Source organism: Streptomyces sp. NPDC055955 (assembly GCF_042270245.1).
GTDB lineage: Bacteria > Actinomycetota > Actinomycetes > Streptomycetales > Streptomycetaceae > Streptomyces.
This window is the reverse complement of record NZ_JBHJYS010000023.1, coordinates 1-17,250: the sequence shown is the minus strand read 5'-3', so window position 1 is coordinate 17,250 and position 17,250 is coordinate 1. Positions and strand designations below refer to the sequence as shown.

The window sequence follows — 17,250 nt, the reverse complement described above, 5'->3', positions numbered from 1 at the left end:
CCATGACGACGACGCACATCCCCACCGGGGCACCCCGCGCACGTACCCGCTCCGTCGCCTGGCACGTGGGTGCGCTCGCCCTGCTTCTCGTCCTCCTCTATCCGGTGGTGTGGGTGTTCACCGCGGCAGTGAAGCCCGCCGACGAGATCATCTCCAGCTTCGACCTGCTGCCTTCGAAGATCACCTGGTACGGGTTCAGCACGGCCCTGGACGGTATCGCGGAGGTCCCGGCCTGGCGGTTCTTCACCAACTCCCTGTTCCTGGCTCTGGGTTCGGTGCTCGGTAACGTCCTGTCCTGCTCGATTGCCGCGTACGCCTTCGCGCGGCTGCGGTTCCGGGGGCGCGGCCCCATGTTCGCCGTGATGATCGGCACGATCCTGCTGCCCACGCATCTGCTGCTGATCCCGCAGTACACGATGTTCCAGAAGGCCGGCCTGATCGACACGTACGTCCCGCTGCTGCTGGGGAAGTTCCTCGCCACGGACGCGTTCTTCGTCTTCCTGATGGTGCAGTTCGTGCGCAATCTGCCGCGCAGCCTCGACGAGGCGGCCGTGATCGACGGCTGCGGCCACTTCCGCATCTTCGGCCACATCGTGCTGCCGCTCCTTCGGCCCGCGCTGATCACCACGGCGATCTTCACCTTCATCTGGTCGTGGAACGACTTCTTCGCACCGCTCGTCTACCTCCAGTCGCCGGAGAAGTACCCGCTGCCGATGGCGCTGCGCCTCTTCGTCGACTCGACCAGCAGCCAGGACTACGGGGCGATGCTCGGCATGTCGGTGCTTTCCCTGCTCCCGGTGATCGTCTTCTTCGTGGCGTTCCAGCGGCTGCTGATCGAGGGCGCGGCGACATCCGGAATGAAGGGCTGACGGCCATGGACTCCGGTTCTGTGCCGGCCCGTCGGCGCGACACCCCGTACGGCGAGCGCTTCACGCTCTTCGCGGAGGTGCTGTGGATCGGGCTGCTCGTGGCGGCCGGTTCGCTGCTCGTGGTGACCTGGCCGGCAGCGATGGCGGCGGGCTGCGCGGAGGTACGCCGCTGTGTGCCGGACGGGCCCTCCTCCGGTACGGCCCGGCGCTTCCTGGCGACCTGGCGGGCGGCGCTGCGCGGTGGTACGGCGATGGGGGCGCTGGGCCTGCTGGCCCTCGCCTTCCTCGCCGCCGACCTGCGCCTTGCGGCGTCCGCCGGGGATCTGCCCGGGTTCGGGCTCCTCGCTCTGGTGGTTGCCGGGGCGGCCGGGGCGGTGATCGTGGTGCAGGTACGGGTTGCCGCCCACTGGTCGCTCACGGGTCGCTGGTCCCGGCCGGGCCGGGATCTGGCCGGGACGGCCATGCTGGGCGGGGCGGTGCTCATATCGGTGGTGTGCGTATGGCAGTTGATGCTGCTCGCTCCGCTGGTCGCGGGAGTCCTCGCCCTGGCGGCGGTGGCAGTGGACCGGCGTCCGGCCCGCTCGCAGGGACGGAGACACCATGGCTGAGGACGACCGGCGCAGAGGCGTCGGGGCCGCGGGGGCCGAGGACGTGGCGGCCCAGGCCGGCGTCTCCCCCTCCACGGTGAGCCGCTGCTTCGCCTCCCCGCACCAAGTACGCCCGGAGACCAGGGCCCGCGTCCTCGCCGCGGCGGAGCGGCTCGGCTACCGGCCCAGCCGGATCGCCCGCTCGCTCGCACTCGGTCGCACCGGGACGCTGGGCCTGATAGTGCCTGACATAGCGAACCCCTTCTTCGCCGTGATCGCCAAGGCGGTGCAGGCCCGAGCTCGCCGCAAGGGCTACGCGGTGTTCCTGGCCGACACCGATGAACACCCCGACGACGAGTACGAGTTGGCGCTCACCCTGGCCCGCCAGGTGGACGGGCTGCTCCTGGTCTCCCCGAGGATGGATGAGAGCCGCCTCGTCGAGGTCGTACGGCAGGTGCCCAGCGTCGCCGTGAACCGGAGCGTGCCCGGCGTTCCGTCCGTCGTCGCGCCGAGCGAGGACGGTCTGCGCCAGGCGGTGGCCCATCTGCACGCCCTCGGTCACCGCCACCTGGCGCTGATCCTGGGCGCCCGCAACTCCTGGTCGAGTGAACAGCGCGGCCACGCCGTCCGCGACGCCGCCAAGCAACTGGCGCTGAAGGTAACGGAGTTCGGACCACATGAGCCTAAGTTCCACATGGGTGCACAGGTCGCCGACCTGGCCCTCGCGGCGGGGGCCACCGCGGTCGTCGCGCACAACGACCTGATGGCCCTCGGCGTGCTGGCCCGGCTCGCGGAGCGCGGCGTGCGCGTCCCCGACGACGTCAGTGTGGTCGGCGCAGACGACACCCTGCTCGCCACCGTGGCCACGCCCGCGCTCACCTCGGTCCGCATCCCCCTCGACACGTTCGGCGAACGGGCCGTCGACCTGATGCTGCGCCGCCTGGACGATCCTGACAGCACACCCCACCAGTCCGTCCTGACCAGCGAGTTGATCGTCCGCCGTTCCACCGGACCCGTCCTACGGAAGGAACTCTGAACATGGTCACCCCCGCCACCCGGCGTACCGCGATCGTCGGCACCGGCCACCGCGCCCAGATGTACACCAAGGCACTCGGTGCCCGCTCCCACTACGACATAGTGGCGCTCGCCGATCCCAGCGCCGCCCGGATCGCCCATCACCAACGCCTGCTCATCGGACTCGGCAAGGGGCGAGCGGCGGCCTGCGGTGTCGACGACTTCGCGGACCTGCTGCGCCGCGAACGCGTTGACGAGGTCGTCGTCACCACGGTCGACGCGACCCACCACCATTACATCAACCTCGCCCTCGAGGCAGGCTGCCGGGTCGTCACGGAGAAGCCCTTGACGACTGACGCGCAGAAGTGCCGTGCCATCCTCGAGACGGTCGAGCGGACCGGCGGCGAACTGTCCGTCGGCTTCAACTACCGCTACAACCCCGCCCACGAGAAGGTGTGGCAGCTGCTCGCCGAGGGCGCGATCGGCGAAGTGCGGTCGGTGCACTTCGAGTGGCTGCTCGACGTGCGGCACGGCGCCGACTACTTCCGCCGCTGGCATCGCGAGAAGCGGCACAGCGGCGGTCTGCTCGTGCACAAGTCCGGCCACCACTTCGACCTCGTCAACTGGTGGCTGAACGCGGCTCCTTCACGCGTGCACGCCGAGGGCGGTTTGGTCTTCTACGGGCGGGACAACGGCGAGGCCACCGGGCTGCGCCGTGAGTACGAGCGCGCTCACGGCGCGCAGACGGCCGCCGACGACCCCTATGCACTTCATCTCGCCGACGACCCGAACCTCAAGTCCCTCTACCTGGACGCCGAAGCGGAGCAGGGCGTGGCGTATCTGCGCGACCGTAACGTATTCGGCGACGGCATCGACATCGAGGACGACCTGGCGGTGCTCGTCCGCTACGACTCGGGCGCCACGATGACGTACCACCTCACCGCATACTCGCCGTGGGAGGGCTACCGCGTGATGTTCAACGGCACGGCGGGACGCCTGGAGCTGGAGGTCGAGGAGAACACCTGGCCGCGCCCGCGGACATCCGGCGACGCCGGGAAGGCTGCGCACGGCGGCGTTGTGATGGACAATCCGGGCCGCACCCGCATCCTGCTGCGCCCGCTGTGGCAGGAGCCGCGCGCGGTGACGTTCGAGGTCGCGGCGGGCTCGCACGGAGGCGGCGATCTGCGCATGCTCAAGGAGCTCTTCGGCCCGCTCGGCGACGGTTCGGACGAGGGCGTGGTCCCTGCCGCGGGCAAGGGCGCGACGGCTCATGACGGGGCACGGGCCCTGGCGGTGGGCATCGCGGGCAACGAGTCACTGGCAACGGGCCTGCCGGTGGACGTGGCGGGTCTGTTCGCTGGTGCGGGTCACTGAGCGGTGCAGGAGACGGGGGCACACGAATGCCAGGTGTCCCCGCCGTCCGGCGATGGTCGGCACTCCACCTCTGCGGGAACCGCGGTAGAGGCAACCCCCGCCGCATCGGCGGGGGTTGCGGCAGTGAAGCAAGCCGGATCAGTGAGGCCGGACCGCCTCGCTCACCGTCGCCTTCGCCCAGGGTGTCCCGAGCTCGCTGAAGAGGGCGAGGCGTCTCGCGCTCTCGTCGGTGAGGGCGTCGACTCCGGGTATCACCCGACGCTCATGGGGACCTTCGCCGACTGGGTGCCAGACGCCCGGCGCGAGCCGCACCGGATCGGCTGCGGTCCGAACGGACTCCACGACCCGGGTGAACGCGCCGCTGCGGGCGAGCGGGCTCAACAGGTCGGTTCCGTCCCGGAGATGTTCGAGGAGGTTGTCCAGGAGGTCGGTGCGCGGATACGTGAGCCGTTCGGCCTCGTGGCCAGGCCGTTCCAAGAGGATCCGGTCCTCGGTGTAGTGCAGGGTGATCCGGCCGGCCTCGCCGTGCACGAAGATGTACGGGGCAGAGTTGGCCTCGGCGCACAGGGTGGCCGCGAGCGTCACCTTCGTGCCGAGCGCGGTGGTCACGCGCACGCAGGACGTGTCGTCGGCCTCGATGTCGTGGGCCCGGTAGAGCTCCAACTCCACTGCTGCGACGTCCTGTTCGCGGTCACTGCCGGCCACGCGCAACGCCGTGGCCAGGGCGTGGGCGAGAGGATTGGTGAGCACGCCGTCGACCACGTCCACCGCGGCGCGGGCTCCGTCATCGGTCTTGAAGCGCCGGTGTCCGGCCCAGGGGGAGCGGGCGTAGTAGCGGGCCTCACGCACCCATGCCCCGGCGCCGCCGACCCCCACGAGGCGCCCGATGGCGCCGTCAGCGACCAGCCGTCGCACGGCGTGCACGGCCTCGGAGCCGAACGACTGGAACCCGACCTGACACACCCGGCCCGACTCGGCCAGCCCTGCCGCGAGTTGGCGGAAGCCGGCGAGCGAGGGTGCGGGCGGCTTCTCGACCAGGACGTGCGCGCCGGCCCGTACGGCGCTGAGAGCGAGCGGTACGTGGGTGTGCAGGGGGGTGCTGATGACGGCGACCGACGGCTGTGTGCGCGTGAGGAGCGGTGTGAGGTCTGTGGACTGCACGATCGACTCGAACGGCCCGAGTCCCTCCAACTCGTGGGCCATGAGCGGTGCTTGGTCGCAGACCCCGACGACCCGTACCCGTCCTGTGTCGGTGAGTCGTCGCAGGTTGGCCAGGTGCGTACGGCCGTAGCCGCGACCGCCGACCAGGACGACCGGGGTCGGCTGTGCCCTCACAGCTCGACGGTGCAGGCGGGCACCGTCCCGGTGCGGGACGTACGGGGCTCGAACCAGTGCATGGCACTCCTGGACCTGTCGTGGGCCTGCATGGGCAGCTCGTCGGGCCGCTTCCTGGGCTCGGTCTCCGACCGGCGCTGATACGTTTCAAGCGATTGAAGCAAGTGCCCGGTTACTAGTCAATGCACCACCCGAACGGTGCTTGGACCGCGCAATGTGCCAGGCTGAGCAACTCTGGTGGAAGCGTTAAAAAGCCTGAGCCTGGCCCTCGCGCTCAGCGGTCCGGACCGGGCGCCTGTGCTTGCCCATCCGCAGCACTTCGGGCGAAGGTCGCCCGCGATCTGTCACACAGAGATCAACTCCCGTGCATCCGGGGCTTGTCCCGGTAAGTAAGGACAGCCACGTGAAGGAGGTATCGATCGGCTGAACTTCGGGCCAGTGGCCAAGGCCCGTCCCCGCGCTCCCATGCGTCGCTGGCAACGGTGGGGTGTGAAGCGGAGCGTTCAAGCCCAAGAGCGTCCCGGCCATCGGGGTGCAACAGGTGAGGGGAAGGCTGGACGCGCGAACACAAGTGAAGACGTGTTGCCGTGGACCGGTTGAGTTCGACCTCGCCCACGCTCCCGAGGAAGTCTGCAAGTACTACCCGGACGTCGACCAAGGGCTGCTCGATGACTGCCGACAGCTCGTCCTCGCGATGCTCGCAGCGTGGCGTTGGGAGCTCGGAGACCAGTTCCCGAACGGGAAGGGATTCGGAGAAGAATTCCTCCGCTTGCTGCGAGAGGGGCCACCCTGGCCGACCTTCGACGCGGTAACCAGGCGATTGGATGGTCTGTAGAAATCGCCGAAGGTCACGTGAAAGCGGCAAGGAACCAAGCGACGAGATTTTGAGTTGATTACGTTCAGCGATGCTTTGGGAGCGTATAGCCGATTTGCCCACGTCGTATCGGGTGGCGGTCCGCCGGCCCTTTCCAGCCAAGTAGGCTCCCTGGGACGGGAGTTGAGGGTTTGGGTGCACAGGCCGCGCTGTGCAGGTGAAGGTGGAGGTTCCTGAACCCCCGGCGGACGCGGGCCGGGGTGAGCCGACCCTCGCGGTGCCGCCAGCCAGGGATGACGCCAGCCAGCAAGCCCGCCGGAATTTATGCGCCCACCGTGCCTTGCACGAATCGCCGAAGGTGCGCACGCACGGCGTTAGGCCGCTCCAGCCAAGGCTCGTGCCCAGCGCCCTCGATCCGCGTCAGCGGAAGATCGAGCCAGAGCGCAAGTGAATCAAGAGCCGACACAGGTCGGGGATCGTCGGTCCCACCGAGGAGCTCCGTTGGCGTGGGCAGGCACGCGCGCAGCTCGGCAAGATGATCATCGAGCGGGTCCGCGCGTCCTTCCCTGCCAAGTTCGCCATTCATAGTCCAGTTGACGGGGCGACGCCGCCGGGCTCCTTGCGCGGCCCAGTGCTACCCAAGTTCGGGATCGGCATGGTCGGTGAACCAGGCCAGCGTGAGCAACTCGACTTCCTGTTCCTCCGTGCGGTCCGGCAACTCCTCCAATGCGCGGAGCCGCTCCTGCTGTGCTGCGGACATTCGGCGATCGCGCTCCGCTCGGTCCCCGGAGCGCCAATCGCCGACGAATGGCCCGCACATCAGCAGCATCGCGGCAACCCGGTCAGAGGGCGCCAGACAGAACCGGGTCGCCAGGTTTGTGCCGTAGGAATGCCCAATCAGCACGGCCTTGGACACGTCCCATGCGTCGAGCAGCTCAGCGAGATCGTCGACATGCCGGGCGAGGGAATGGCGCCCCCGCCACGGCGACCGGCCCGTGCCGCGCTGGTCGTACCGGTACACGGGCGCAAGGTCCGCGACCATGGCTGCTACATCGCCTAGGTAGTCCGGCAGACCCGGACCGCCATGGAGCATGACCACGGCCGGCCGCCGGGTGGTGTCTCCCAGCGCCATCCAGCGCAACTGCGCCTCGTCCGTCATCGACACGAGGCCCTGCGTCTCCATCGAGGTCACCGCGGAGAACCTACCGGTCTCACTGAGGCTCTGCCAAAGGTCAAATAACAAGTTCAAACCCTGCTTTCAAACCGTTTTCGCAGCTCAGGGGCGTGCATGTGGGCTGATGCGGGTGTTGCGCTCGGCTGGGGCGTCACGGTGACGGCGAAGCGTTCCCCTGGGGGCCGGAGATGATGAGGAACTGCGTGGGCGAGGCCAGGGCGCTCGCTCGTGGAACGCCATGGCCGAAGGGTTGTCGGCGCCGCTGTTTACCGACGCGACTCTGCCTGGACCATGGACGGCGTGCCGCAATGCCCAGAAGATCGGGCAGGGGCTCGCTGCCGTCATCTTCAGCCGTTTCCACCACCAGGAACAAGGCCGCGACGATCGCGTTGAGAAGCGCGGGAAGTGGCACGTTGACCACGCCGACCCGGCTGCGGATTCCATCACCGAGCAGAGGATGCCGTTCCACCCGCTCATGGCGTCTATATCCCGGATGAACGATGCAGACGCGCCATCACCAACACGTCTGCGCGCGCTCGTCGTCTTCGGCCAGCCAGAAGGCTTCCACTCGGGCCTCCCACCCAAGGCCTATATCTCGACAGTGATCACGAGTATCAGTCGTCGCGGAGACAACGGCGGCCAATAGCCACTCTCAGGTCCTACCGCGGATCGAGGAGAAACCAGTAGTTCACCGTGGGTCCCTGCGTAGCAAGCCCACCTCCGAGGGATTCGTACAGCGACCGGGCCGCCACGTTCGCCTCGCCGGTGGCCAAGAACATCGTCGTGGCCCCGGCCTTCGCCCCCGCCTCCATGAAGGCGCGAAGAAGATCCCGTCCGACACCGCGACGCTGATGCGATTCCGCCACCTCAAGTTGGTGAACATAAAGCATCGATGCCGAGTCCGGACGCGCCAGATGGTGCCCCCAACACCACCCAAGGATCCCTGCCTCGTCGGCCGCTACGAGGGCGAGTGCACTGGGTGTGTCAGCAAACGCCCGAACCAAATCGGCCTCTTCGGCTCCACGGAAGTGACGGACCGCCCGCTCAAGCAGTGACAGGTCGTCGCGCGAAATCTGTGTGATCACGGCCTCATACTGCCTCGCTCGCTCAGAGGGCGTTTGCTCCTGTTGTTTCATCCCGGATTGCCGGGTTGAGGGTAGTTCAGGTGCCTCGCCAGCTCGGGGTGGATTCGGCGGTGAGTCTGCGGGTCATGAGGTTAATCATTGCGAGGTGGATTATGGCTTCGGAGCGGTGTGGGTGGGCTTCGTAGTCGCGGGCGAGGCGTCGGTGGTTCATGAGCCAGCCCAGGGTTCTCTCGACGGTCCAACGGCGGGGCAGGACGGCAAATCCCTTGGTGGCGGGGTCGCGGCGGACGATGTGCATGTCGATGCCGAGGGTGGCGGCGTGCTCGACGAGGTGCTGGCGGTAGCCGCCGTCGACCCAGGTCTTGCGGATGGTGGGGTGCTTGGCGACGCGTTCGATGAGCGTCTGGCCGGCGATGGAGTCCTGCACGCTGGCCGCGGTGACGAGGACTCCGAGGAGGAGTCCGACGGTGTCGATGACGATGCTCCGCTTGCGGCCCACAATCTCTTTGCCCGCGTCGATGCCCTGCTCGCAGGCGGGAACATTGGTGGAGGTTTTGATGCTCTGGGAGTCGATGACACATGCGGTCGGTTCGTCCTCCCGACCTTCCTGCCTGCGGACTTGCCGACGCAGGAGGCTATTGAGCTGGTCGAAGACACCCTCCTCCTGCCAGCGCACGAAGGAGGCGTAGACCGTGTTCGAGTGCGGATAGTCGTGTGGCAGGTAGCGCCAGGGGATCCCGGTGCGGTTCACGTAGAGGACCGCGTCCAACAGGCTCCGCAGGTCGTGGTCGGGAGGCCGGCTGAAGTTCCCCCCGGGTCCTGGAAAGCGGGTGCAGGCTCGAGGCAGAACTGGTCAGGGAGTTGGACTTTCTACGGGGACTCTTTGGACTCGTTGGCCCGCAGGGGGCGTCCGCTCTGGCGCACCCCGTGCGGCGCGCGGTTTACTCCCGCCTCATGAAACGGATGCTGACCACCGCCTTCGCCGCTGCGCTCCTCGCCACGGCGCTCGCCGCCGCCCCGGCCGACGCGCGGAACGCGGCCGAACCCGCGGCCGTATCCGTGGCGCGGACCCCGCCGATGGGCTGGAACAGCTGGAACGCCGTCGGCTGCGGTGTGAACGAGAAACTGATCACGGACACCGCGGACCGTTTCGTGTCCCTCGGGCTGAAGGACCTCGGCTACAAGTATGTGAACATCGACGACTGCTGGGCCCTCAAGGAGCGTGACGCCGACGGCCGCCTCGTCGCGGACCCGGCTAAGTTCCCCAATGGTCTGAAGTGGCTCTCGGACTATGTCCACGAGCGTGGCCTCAAGCTCGGCATCTACGGCGATGCGGGCACGGCCACCTGTGCCGGATATCCGGGAAGTCTCGGCCACGAGCGGGTCGACGCCCAGCGGTATGCGGACTGGGGCATCGACTACATCAAGTACGACAACTGCAACAACCAGGGTCTGCCCGCCCAGGAACGCTACCGGGCGATGGGCGACGCCATCGCCGCCACTGGCCGGAACATGCTGTTCAACCTGTGCGAGTGGGGCGCCAACAAGCCCTGGGAATGGGCCACTTCGGTCGGCGGGCACTCCTGGCGCACCACTGGCGACATCACCGACGACTGGGACAGCGTTAAGAGCATCATCCGTGCGAACCTGCCCCTCGCCAACTACGCGGGTCCAGGGCACTGGAACGACCCGGACATGCTCCAGGTCGGCAACGGCGGCATGAGCGACTACGAGTACCGTACCCACTTCGGCATGTGGGTCATGATGGCCTCGCCCCTGCTGCTCGGCACGGACCTGTCGACCGCATCCGAGGCCACCCTGAAGCTGGTGGGCAACCGCACGCTGACAGGCATCGACCAGGACCCCCTCGGCAAGCAGGCCAGGGTCGTCACGGAGGCCGGCGGCCGCTACGTTCTGGCCAAACCCCTTGCCGACGGCAGCATCGCGGTCGCCCTCTACAACGAGAACGACTACGCCGCGACGATCAGTACGACGGCCGGGGCGACCGACGTGCCCAAGTCGCACTCGTACGCACTGAGTGATGCCTTTACCGGCGACCACCTGCGCAGCCAGGGCACGATCCAGGCGTCCGTCCCCGCGCACGGTCTCGTCATCTACAAGGTCCGCCCGGCGCGGGGCGGCGACGCCTCGACTCCCGCACACAGCTTCGGAGTTGACGCGCCACTTCTCTACGATGGCGCGCCCGCCTCACTCGTCACGCCCGGCGAAGTGACCAGCGTGCACACCGAACTCGCCGACCAGGGCGGCAGGCCGCTGCGCGAGGCGACCGTGCGGCTTACCGCCCCCGAGGGCTGGCACATCGAAACCGGTGGCCCGACGACGGCGGAGTACGTCACCCGGAACAAGCCCCTCGTCGGCGACTGGCGGCTCACGCCCCCCAAGGGGCTGGAGCCAGGAACGTACGAGCTGACCGCCACCGCGCGCTACCTGCTCGACGGGCACCCCGTTAGCGACACCTCGACCACCACGGTGACAGTCGCCGACGAGGTACCGACCGGGGACTCGTACCTCAGCGACACCACCTGGGTGAAGTCCACAAACGGCTGGGGCCCGATGGAGCGCGACATGACCAACGGCGAACAGGACCAGGGTGACGGCACTCCACTCACCATCGGCGGCACCGTCTACCCCAAGGGACTGGGCACGCACGCGTGGAGCGAAGCCGTCTACTACACGGCCGGCCATTGCTCCACGCTCAAAGCCGAGGTCGGTGTCGACGACGCGCAGGACGACGTGGGCGCCCAGCGCGGCACCGTGACCTTCGAGGTCTGGAAGGACCGCACGAAGGCTGTCGACACCGGCAAGCTCAGCTGGCAGGACAAGGCTGTGCCCCTCGAAGTCGACGTGTCCGGAGGCCAGTTCGTCCGTCTGATCGCGACCACCGCCGACGACGGGAACGGGAGCGACCACGCGGACTGGGGCGGCCTGAAGGTCACTTGTTCCTAGTGGCTCCGGGACGGGTCGCGTCCTCAGCTCCACGATCACGGAGTGGTAGCCGCGGTCCGTCGCGTGGTCCATGTTCACCTCGCACATCCGGTTGGCCGACAGATGCGTGTCGAGGTCCCGGGCGGTTACCTCGACCTCATCCATACAGCTAGGGCCTCGGGCCCGTTCCTGGGTGAAGCAGCCATCTCCACGGTCCTGCCGTCGTCAGAGGCGGCTGAGTCGTTATAGGTCACAGGGCCAGGACGAGCAGGGCGAGGTCGTCGTGGGCACGGTCGGCGAAAAGACCGAGGTCAGTGTCGAGGTAGGAGACGACCTCTGCCGGGGTGGGGCCGGGCTGCTTGTGGAAGCGGGTGTCCAGTCGCTCCTGCATGGGGTAGAAGGTGCCGTCGCCGTTGCGCGCCTCGCTCGCTCCGTCAGTATGGAGCAGCAGGACCTCGCCGGGTTGCAGCGCCCGGCTGACCGCCGAGCCGCCACCGCCACCCCGGCCCGGGATCTGGCCGGGCAGCACCCGATGTGTGGCCTGACGGAAGACTGCCGCCCCGGTGAAGCGGACCTGATCGGCTGCCCAGTCGCCCGCACGCCGCCATGGGCGCAGCCGTCCTAGCAGATAGCCAGCCGTGAGCGCGGCGGCCGCGGTGACCACGACGCCCGTTACAACCACCGCATCTGGCCGCGGCGTTCGACCAGTTCGGTTGGCGCGGAAATATGTTTGCTGCCGGGTGGGCTCAGGTCCAGGGTGACGTCCATGATCTCGCCGATTCGTGACCACGCCCCGTTGAACTCCACGACGACTGAGGATCACGAACGTGAGCCGCATCATCCGTGACTACGCCCCCGCAGACGAAGCATCATGGCTCCGCTGCCGGGTGCTGTCCTTCCTGAACACCCCCTACTTCGATGATGTTCTGCAGAGGAAACCGGAGATCCCTGTACCAGGATTCGAGCTGGTCGCTGCGTGGGATTCCGGGACCGTGCTCGGCATCATCGACGTGACGGTCGACGGCGGCCTGGCGACCATTGACACGGTCGCTGTCCATCCCGACCACCAGCACCAAGGACACGGCCGGGCGCTCCTCGCAGAAGCTCAAGCTCGCGCACGAGCCCTGGGCGTGGTCACGCTTGATGCCTGGACTCGAGACCTTCCTGACACGCTGCGCTGGTATCGGGCCAGGGGGTTCATCGAGAGCGACCACTACCTGCACGTCTACGCGAACTACTACACCGAGCCTGGGGAACCGGCTCGTGCCGTAGGAAGTCGTCGACCGGGCCTGAAGCCTATGGCTGCCTTCCTGCACGCCCGCCTCGAGGAAGAACGGCAGCTGAGGAGCGAGTTCGCGCGCATCCATGTCTGCCGCCGGTTCGCGCTCACACTCTGAGCTAGCCGTCGCACGAGGCCCAAGAACGAAGCCACACGGTCAGCCCAGTGCATCAATGGCTTTCACGATCAGCGCTCGCGCGTCCGCGCCGTATGCGGCCATGCTCCGCAGCTGCTCGAACGCACGCAGATACAGTGCGATCTCTGATGGCTGGGTCACACTGACTTGGGCTGACAGGAGCTCCACGGAAACGAGCGTGTCGTCGTACACGTGGAACACCTCTTGGGGCCACTGGCCGCGTGCTGGCGTGTTCATGGGGATGATGCCCAGGGACACCGCCGGGAGGGCGCCGGCGGTGAGCAGGTAGCCGAGCTGTGCGGCCATCGCGTCGTGATCGCCGAGCTGGTAGTACAGGGCGCTTTCCTCGACGACCAGGACGAATCTGTGCCCGGCCTGGTGGATGATCTGCGATCTCTCCACGCGGGCGTCCGCCGCGGCCCCGGCGTCGTTGGGAACGTCGAGTAGTTCTGCGTTGATGCTCAGCAGTGCGCGCGCGTATCCCTCGGTCTGGAGCAGTCCTGGAATGAGGGTCGGTGAGTACACGCGAAACAGGCGGGTCGACTGGTAGAGCTGCACGTAGCTGTCTTGAAGCTGCCGCAGCCCTTGGCGAGTTCGCCGCCGCCACTCCGTGTACAGGGACTCCGCATTGAGAGACGACGCGATCAAGTCCTCGACCTCGCTCACGGCGTCGCAGTGAGTGCACCACAGGCGGATGTCCGTGGTTCAGTTCCAGCAGACGCCTACGGCGGTGCTGCGGATCCTGGGGCAGCGCACGAGTTTCTGTGTAGGGATGCAGAACGCGGTGGTCATGGTGCAGGAAGAACTCCTGACCACCGAGCACCTCGAGGCGGTCCTGGACAGTCTGAAGAAGGTCCGTGCGGTGTGCGACTGGTGCGAGCACGCGGTCACCACGGCGCAGGCGACATGGACTCCACGACGCCGTTCGCGGTGTTGCTGATCTGGCAGCTCACGCTGCGCAAGCGGATGAAGCACGGCGTCCTGGCGGCGCTGGACCAGCGGATCTCGATCAGCTACCAGATGCCGACCATGACGAAGGAGGAGAGCTGGTCCACGCCAACTGTCGATCTCCGCCTGTGGCGCTCCGATCCCACAGCTTCATGCGGCGCCACAGGAGGAACGTGGGCAGCGGGGCATAGCAGCTGCGTCACAGCCAGCCGACCTTCTTGATCACATCGACTGCGACCTCGCCGACCGAGCGCGTGGTGGCGTCAACGATGAAGTCATCGACTGCTGCTTGGTCGAGGATCCCAGCCAGCTCGCCGGCCCTGGCCAGGTGCCATCGCAACGCTTCGGGCTCGTTCTCGTGACGCCGCATGAGACGCTGGTGGTTGACCGACAAATCGACCTGAAGCCGACATGTCGAAAGCTCAGTGCTGACCGCATCGCCGCACAGTTTCCGCTCGCCCAAGTTCTCGATCACACCGGCGAGGACCAGCCGAGTTGCCCCAGCAGCACGGTAGTTGTCGGCCATGCTGCGCAGGTTCCGCACCATCATGCCGAAGTTGAAGCGGTCTCCCGAAGGCGCTGGCCATGACTGGCGCAGCCAGTCGAGGTCGATGACGGCATGAGGTATCCCGGCATCGGCGAGAAGGCCGCCCACGCTCTCAGCCACCGACGTCTTGCCGGCGCCGACAGTGCCGTTGATCAGGAGAGAACGGGATTCCAGAGAGCTGTCTGCTTGCATGCACGAGACCCTACGACCCGGCGCGATGGCAAGCCCGTCGGCCTCCCATGTCGCAGACCAACGGCCCCGAACTCACCCTCCGTCCAGTGGCTGCACCTCAGATCGCAAGCGGGTTCGCCGATCGGCGGGGGAAGCCGCACGGCAGTGGTGTCCACGGGATCGGCGCGGCTCCGGTCTCGCCGAGCCGCAGACCTTTAGGCTGTCGACGGACCCGTACTTCGTCGACAAGGTCACCGGGCCGAGGAGTTCAAGAAGTTCCTGGTCAAGCTCGACCAGGAGCCACCGTCGGCGCGCACGGCGTCCCTCATGCCTGGCTCGAACAACTCGCCTGGTGCGCACGCGTCTGCGCAGGCGGATGCCGGTGATGGAGAACGTCCGCATGATCCGGGCGATCCGCTGACGGTTCCCCTGAGCCGCTGCGGGATGACGATGCGGCCGCCGGGGGGATGCGCACTATCCCCGCCGCGTCCCTATCGAGCCGTGCCGAAGTCCTGAGTCCAGTAGCTGTCGGGCTGCGCGAGGCCGATGCCGATCTCCTTGAACGAGCAGTCGAGGATGTTGCGCTTGTGGCCCGGGCTGGACATCCAGGCCGCCATGACCTTCTCGGGTGTGGAGTAGCCGTAGGCGACGTTCTCGCCGTAGGAGCTCCAGCTGTATCCGGCACGCGTGATCCGGTCATCGGGCGACGACCCGTCGGAGCCCGTGTGGGACATGTTCCGGTGGGATGCCATGTCCTTGCTGTGGTCCTGAGCGGCCTTGGTCAGCTTCGCGTTCATCGTCAGCGGGGAGCATCCGGCCTTGCTGCGCTCGTTGTTGACGAGCGTCAGCACGCGAGCCGTGTATCCGGATGCCGGTGAGGTCGTAGCAGGTGCGCTGGGAGTCGCGGTGGTCCGTGGTGCGCTGGGAGTTGCGGTGGTCTGACGTGCGCTGGGAGTTGCGGTGGTCTGACGTGCGCTGGGAGTCGCGGTGGTCCGTGGTGCCCTGGGAGTTGCGGTGGTCCGCGGTGCGCTGGGAGACGCGCTGGTCTGACGCGCGCTGGGAGTCGCAGTGGGGCTCTTCGACGCTCCCGCAGTCGGCCCATGACTCCAGGACCAGTCCGTCCACCCCTGGTGGGAGCTCACGTTCTCCCTGTGGCTGGAGGGGTGACTGCCCGCATCACCCTGGTTGTCCATGCAGGCCATGGCGGCGGAGGGCACACCCACGGCTCCTACGGCGATGACAGCGATGGCTATCGGCCGGCGGGACGGCTTTCTGCGGTGCTTCCTCATGCGTGACCTCGCTCGGTGATCGCGGAGCGCCCCCAGGGGTCCGGCTCCGCCCAGTTCCTGCACCTGGGCCGCGGAGACGCCTTGCGGCCGACATTCTTAGAACTGTTGTCGGGGTGCGGCAACAAGCGGCACTACTAGCTCGGCTCGTAGTCATGGACGGCTCTTGAAACGGGCGCGCAGGCGTGCTGGTCCGGCTCCCGGACTTGCGAAGAAGCCCGTTGGTCCGTCAGAAACCGTTGTTCACCACCCGAACGGGAAAAGTGTTGAGCGGGTTGAATGCCGCTCGATCTGGCTCGGAATATGCCTGCTTCAAGACGGATAAAACGCACTATGCTGCCAAGCCTCGATCTACTATTCGACGACCTGAGAGCCAAAAGCTTGTGTGGCTTATGTCACGGGACGACGAGTGCTCACCGTCCGGCCCAACGCGACTGCCGTCGGCGCGAGCTGCGGCGTCCACGACGGCGGCGCGTGTTGGCGCCGCTGGTGCGTGGAGGGTGAGGGTGTCAGAAGGCAGGATTGCCGCTGGCGGGGGCAACCTCGGCGGACCCCGGCGAACTGCTCCCGCTCCACCTCGGTACTGGCGACAGAAACGCTGCCGAAGGAACGCGACGCCGCCTTTGTAACAAGTCGAATGCCTCATTAGTGACAATTAGGGTGCCTCGACCGGCCTTGTCCGCCGGTTCAGCCGGCTTTGCTGGTGAGAGCTCGCGTGCTTCGGCTCATGAGGCCGGGCTCGAGGACGACGCTGTCGTCGAGCCCGGCCACGAATGCGAGGAGGGTGTGCTGCTCGGTGACGTGCCGTCCGCCTCCGAGGTGTTCGCCAGCGGCGTCGGGCGCTACTTCTCCTTCGAATTCGGCTTCGACCAGGCCATGTTGATGTTCCAGCCGGTCGGCGGCATGGATCAGATACCGAAGGCGCTGACCAGGGCGATAGGGGTGCGCCGCGTACAGACGGGCGCCGTCGTCAGCAAGATCCCGCACAACCTCGGCTCGGGCGTGCAGGGCGCACTGGAGGCCATCACCCCGCAGTCCGCGGGGAAGATCGGACTTCCGTTCCCGTAGGGACTCGCGGCAGGTGGTTCGCTTCACCGCGAACGCCCGCTGGAATCGCTCATCACGGGCAGGGACGGGACGGTCGAACAGGGGCGGTCCGGGCAGGACGTCGGGCTCGCTGACGTGCAGTAATCAGACCGCTGTCGATGACGCTGAACCGCAGATCAGTCCGGAAGTCGTCAAGGCAGCGTTCGACAAGGCCGACGTCGCCGTCGGCAAGCTCCGCCAAGACCGGATCTTCGACGAGGCCCGCGAGACCGCCGATCCCGTCCGCCTCATGCACGTCTTCGGCCTTTGCAGCGTGACCGCCACGAGATACGTGGTCGCGGCCCACCCGGACAGCATGGTCGACCCGATCCAACCCTGAACAACTGAGCCAAGGACCAGGTCTGTTGGTCCGTAGGCACTCAAGTTCGCCCCTGACCGTGCTTCCTTTGGTGGTCACGGCGTTGAGACTTAGCGCTACAGTTGGCCCCTTACTGACTTCGGCCCGTCAGGGTGAGCTGGAACGTCGGTGGACAGGCCAGCGCTTGCTATGAAGCCGTTCGGCGACACAGTGGTCTTCCGCCGTCGCAGCAGATGCCGGCACTGATCCGTAGCACCACGGCACCACCTTGCCGTGGTGC

General features: G+C 67.3%; 17 protein-coding genes and 5 pseudogenes. 13 read left to right on the top strand and 9 right to left on the bottom strand.

Annotated features, from left to right (window positions below):
• Positions 1-2: 2 nt before the first annotated feature.
• Genes ACFC96_RS35190 through ACFC96_RS35175 form a run of 4 tightly spaced genes read left to right on the top strand, consistent with a single transcriptional unit; the run spans position 3 to position 3,844 of the window.
• Positions 3-869 (top strand): carbohydrate ABC transporter permease, encoded by an 867-nt coding sequence (locus ACFC96_RS35190; RefSeq protein ID WP_376616053.1) that lies wholly within the window; start codon positions 3-5, stop codon positions 867-869.
• Between the two features lie 5 nt (positions 870-874).
• Positions 875-1,477, top strand: coding sequence for a hypothetical protein (locus ACFC96_RS35185; RefSeq protein ID WP_376616052.1), 603 nt, complete (start codon positions 875-877; stop codon positions 1,475-1,477).
• Positions 1,470-2,492 (top strand): LacI family DNA-binding transcriptional regulator, encoded by a 1,023-nt coding sequence (locus tag ACFC96_RS35180; protein ID WP_376267302.1) that lies wholly within the window; start codon positions 1,470-1,472, stop codon positions 2,490-2,492. Before ACFC96_RS35185 ends, ACFC96_RS35180 begins: the two co-directional genes overlap by 8 nt.
• 2 nt (positions 2,493-2,494) lie before the next feature.
• Positions 2,495-3,844 (top strand): Gfo/Idh/MocA family protein, encoded by a 1,350-nt coding sequence (locus ACFC96_RS35175; protein ID WP_376616050.1) that lies wholly within the window; start codon positions 2,495-2,497, stop codon positions 3,842-3,844.
• A 138-nt stretch (positions 3,845-3,982) separates the two neighbouring features.
• On the opposite strand, the gene ACFC96_RS35170 is transcribed toward ACFC96_RS35175, so the two are convergent.
• On the bottom strand, positions 3,983-5,179 hold the full coding sequence (locus ACFC96_RS35170) for a Gfo/Idh/MocA family protein (RefSeq protein WP_376616048.1): 1,197 nt from the start codon (positions 5,177-5,179) through the stop codon (positions 3,983-3,985).
• Between the two features lie 9 nt (positions 5,180-5,188).
• Here ACFC96_RS35170 and ACFC96_RS35165 point away from each other — a divergent pair, with 9 nt between their 5' ends.
• Positions 5,189-5,320 (top strand): hypothetical protein, encoded by a 132-nt coding sequence (locus tag ACFC96_RS35165; protein ID WP_376616047.1) that lies wholly within the window; start codon positions 5,189-5,191, stop codon positions 5,318-5,320.
• Positions 5,321-5,750: 430 nt separating this feature from the next.
• Positions 5,751-6,014, top strand: a pseudogene (locus ACFC96_RS35160) (aminoglycoside phosphotransferase family protein); the annotation flags it as partial.
• Positions 6,015-6,062: 48 nt separating this feature from the next.
• Here ACFC96_RS35160 and ACFC96_RS35155 read toward each other — a convergent pair.
• Positions 6,063-6,264, bottom strand: a pseudogene (locus tag ACFC96_RS35155) (transposase); the annotation flags it as partial.
• A gap of 363 nt (positions 6,265-6,627) precedes the next feature.
• Positions 6,628-7,176 (bottom strand): alpha/beta fold hydrolase, encoded by a 549-nt coding sequence (locus tag ACFC96_RS35150; RefSeq protein WP_376616272.1) that lies wholly within the window; start codon positions 7,174-7,176, stop codon positions 6,628-6,630.
• Positions 7,177-7,405: 229 nt separating this feature from the next.
• On the opposite strand from ACFC96_RS35150, the gene ACFC96_RS35145 reads away from it, so the two are divergent.
• Positions 7,406-7,813 (top strand): hypothetical protein, encoded by a 408-nt coding sequence (locus ACFC96_RS35145; protein ID WP_376616045.1) that lies wholly within the window; start codon positions 7,406-7,408, stop codon positions 7,811-7,813.
• Positions 7,814-7,826: 13 nt separating this feature from the next.
• Here the strand turns inward: ACFC96_RS35145 and ACFC96_RS35140 are convergent, their stop codons facing one another.
• Both ACFC96_RS35140 and ACFC96_RS35135 read right to left on the bottom strand, forming a co-directional pair.
• A complete protein-coding gene (locus ACFC96_RS35140; RefSeq protein ID WP_376616043.1) occupies positions 7,827-8,252 on the bottom strand; it encodes a GNAT family N-acetyltransferase in 426 nt (141 codons plus the stop codon).
• Positions 8,253-8,328: 76 nt separating this feature from the next.
• A pseudogene (locus ACFC96_RS35135) lies at positions 8,329-9,057 on the bottom strand (IS5 family transposase); the annotation flags it as partial.
• A gap of 149 nt (positions 9,058-9,206) precedes the next feature.
• Between ACFC96_RS35135 and ACFC96_RS35130 the strand changes: the two are divergent.
• Entirely contained in the window at positions 9,207-11,219 is a 2,013-nt protein-coding gene (locus ACFC96_RS35130) for an NPCBM/NEW2 domain-containing protein (RefSeq protein WP_376616041.1), read from the top strand.
• Between the two features lie 229 nt (positions 11,220-11,448).
• Here ACFC96_RS35130 and ACFC96_RS35125 read toward each other — a convergent pair whose 3' ends face one another.
• Complete coding sequence (locus ACFC96_RS35125; RefSeq protein WP_340458578.1) at positions 11,449-11,880, bottom strand: SpoIIE family protein phosphatase; 432 nt, start codon at positions 11,878-11,880, stop codon at positions 11,449-11,451.
• Positions 11,881-12,025: 145 nt separating this feature from the next.
• On the opposite strand from ACFC96_RS35125, the gene ACFC96_RS35120 reads away from it, so the two are divergent.
• Positions 12,026-12,595: a GNAT family N-acetyltransferase gene (locus ACFC96_RS35120; RefSeq protein ID WP_376616039.1), complete on the top strand. Its 570-nt coding sequence runs from the start codon at positions 12,026-12,028 to the stop codon at positions 12,593-12,595.
• Positions 12,596-12,634: 39 nt separating this feature from the next.
• Here ACFC96_RS35120 and ACFC96_RS35115 read toward each other — a convergent pair.
• Positions 12,635-13,312: pseudogene (locus ACFC96_RS35115) on the bottom strand (DUF5753 domain-containing protein); the annotation flags it as partial.
• On the opposite strand from ACFC96_RS35115, the gene ACFC96_RS35110 reads away from it, so the two are divergent.
• Together ACFC96_RS35110 and ACFC96_RS35105 are read left to right on the top strand one after the other, a co-directional pair.
• Positions 13,308-13,553, top strand: coding sequence for a hypothetical protein (locus tag ACFC96_RS35110; RefSeq protein ID WP_340459788.1), 246 nt, complete (start codon positions 13,308-13,310; stop codon positions 13,551-13,553). The pseudogene ACFC96_RS35115 and the gene ACFC96_RS35110 sit on opposite strands and share 5 nt — an antisense overlap.
• Positions 13,520-13,783, top strand: coding sequence for a hypothetical protein (locus ACFC96_RS35105; protein WP_376616037.1), 264 nt, complete (start codon positions 13,520-13,522; stop codon positions 13,781-13,783). The genes ACFC96_RS35110 and ACFC96_RS35105 overlap by 34 nt, the downstream gene beginning before the upstream one ends.
• Here ACFC96_RS35105 and ACFC96_RS35100 read toward each other — a convergent pair.
• Entirely contained in the window at positions 13,761-14,300 is a 540-nt protein-coding gene (locus ACFC96_RS35100) for a hypothetical protein (protein ID WP_376616035.1), read from the bottom strand. The two genes, ACFC96_RS35105 and ACFC96_RS35100, sit on opposite strands and share 23 nt — an antisense overlap.
• A gap of 470 nt (positions 14,301-14,770) precedes the next feature.
• Positions 14,771-15,130: a CAP domain-containing protein gene (locus ACFC96_RS35095; protein ID WP_340459786.1), complete on the bottom strand. Its 360-nt coding sequence runs from the start codon at positions 15,128-15,130 to the stop codon at positions 14,771-14,773.
• Between the two features lie 1,191 nt (positions 15,131-16,321).
• Here ACFC96_RS35095 and ACFC96_RS35090 point away from each other — a divergent pair.
• A pseudogene (locus tag ACFC96_RS35090) lies at positions 16,322-16,627 on the top strand (amino acid oxidase); the annotation flags it as partial.
• 19 nt (positions 16,628-16,646) lie between these two features.
• Positions 16,647-16,991: a hypothetical protein gene (locus tag ACFC96_RS35085; RefSeq protein WP_376616033.1), complete on the top strand. Its 345-nt coding sequence runs from the start codon at positions 16,647-16,649 to the stop codon at positions 16,989-16,991.
• The last annotated feature ends 259 nt before the right edge of the window (positions 16,992-17,250 follow it).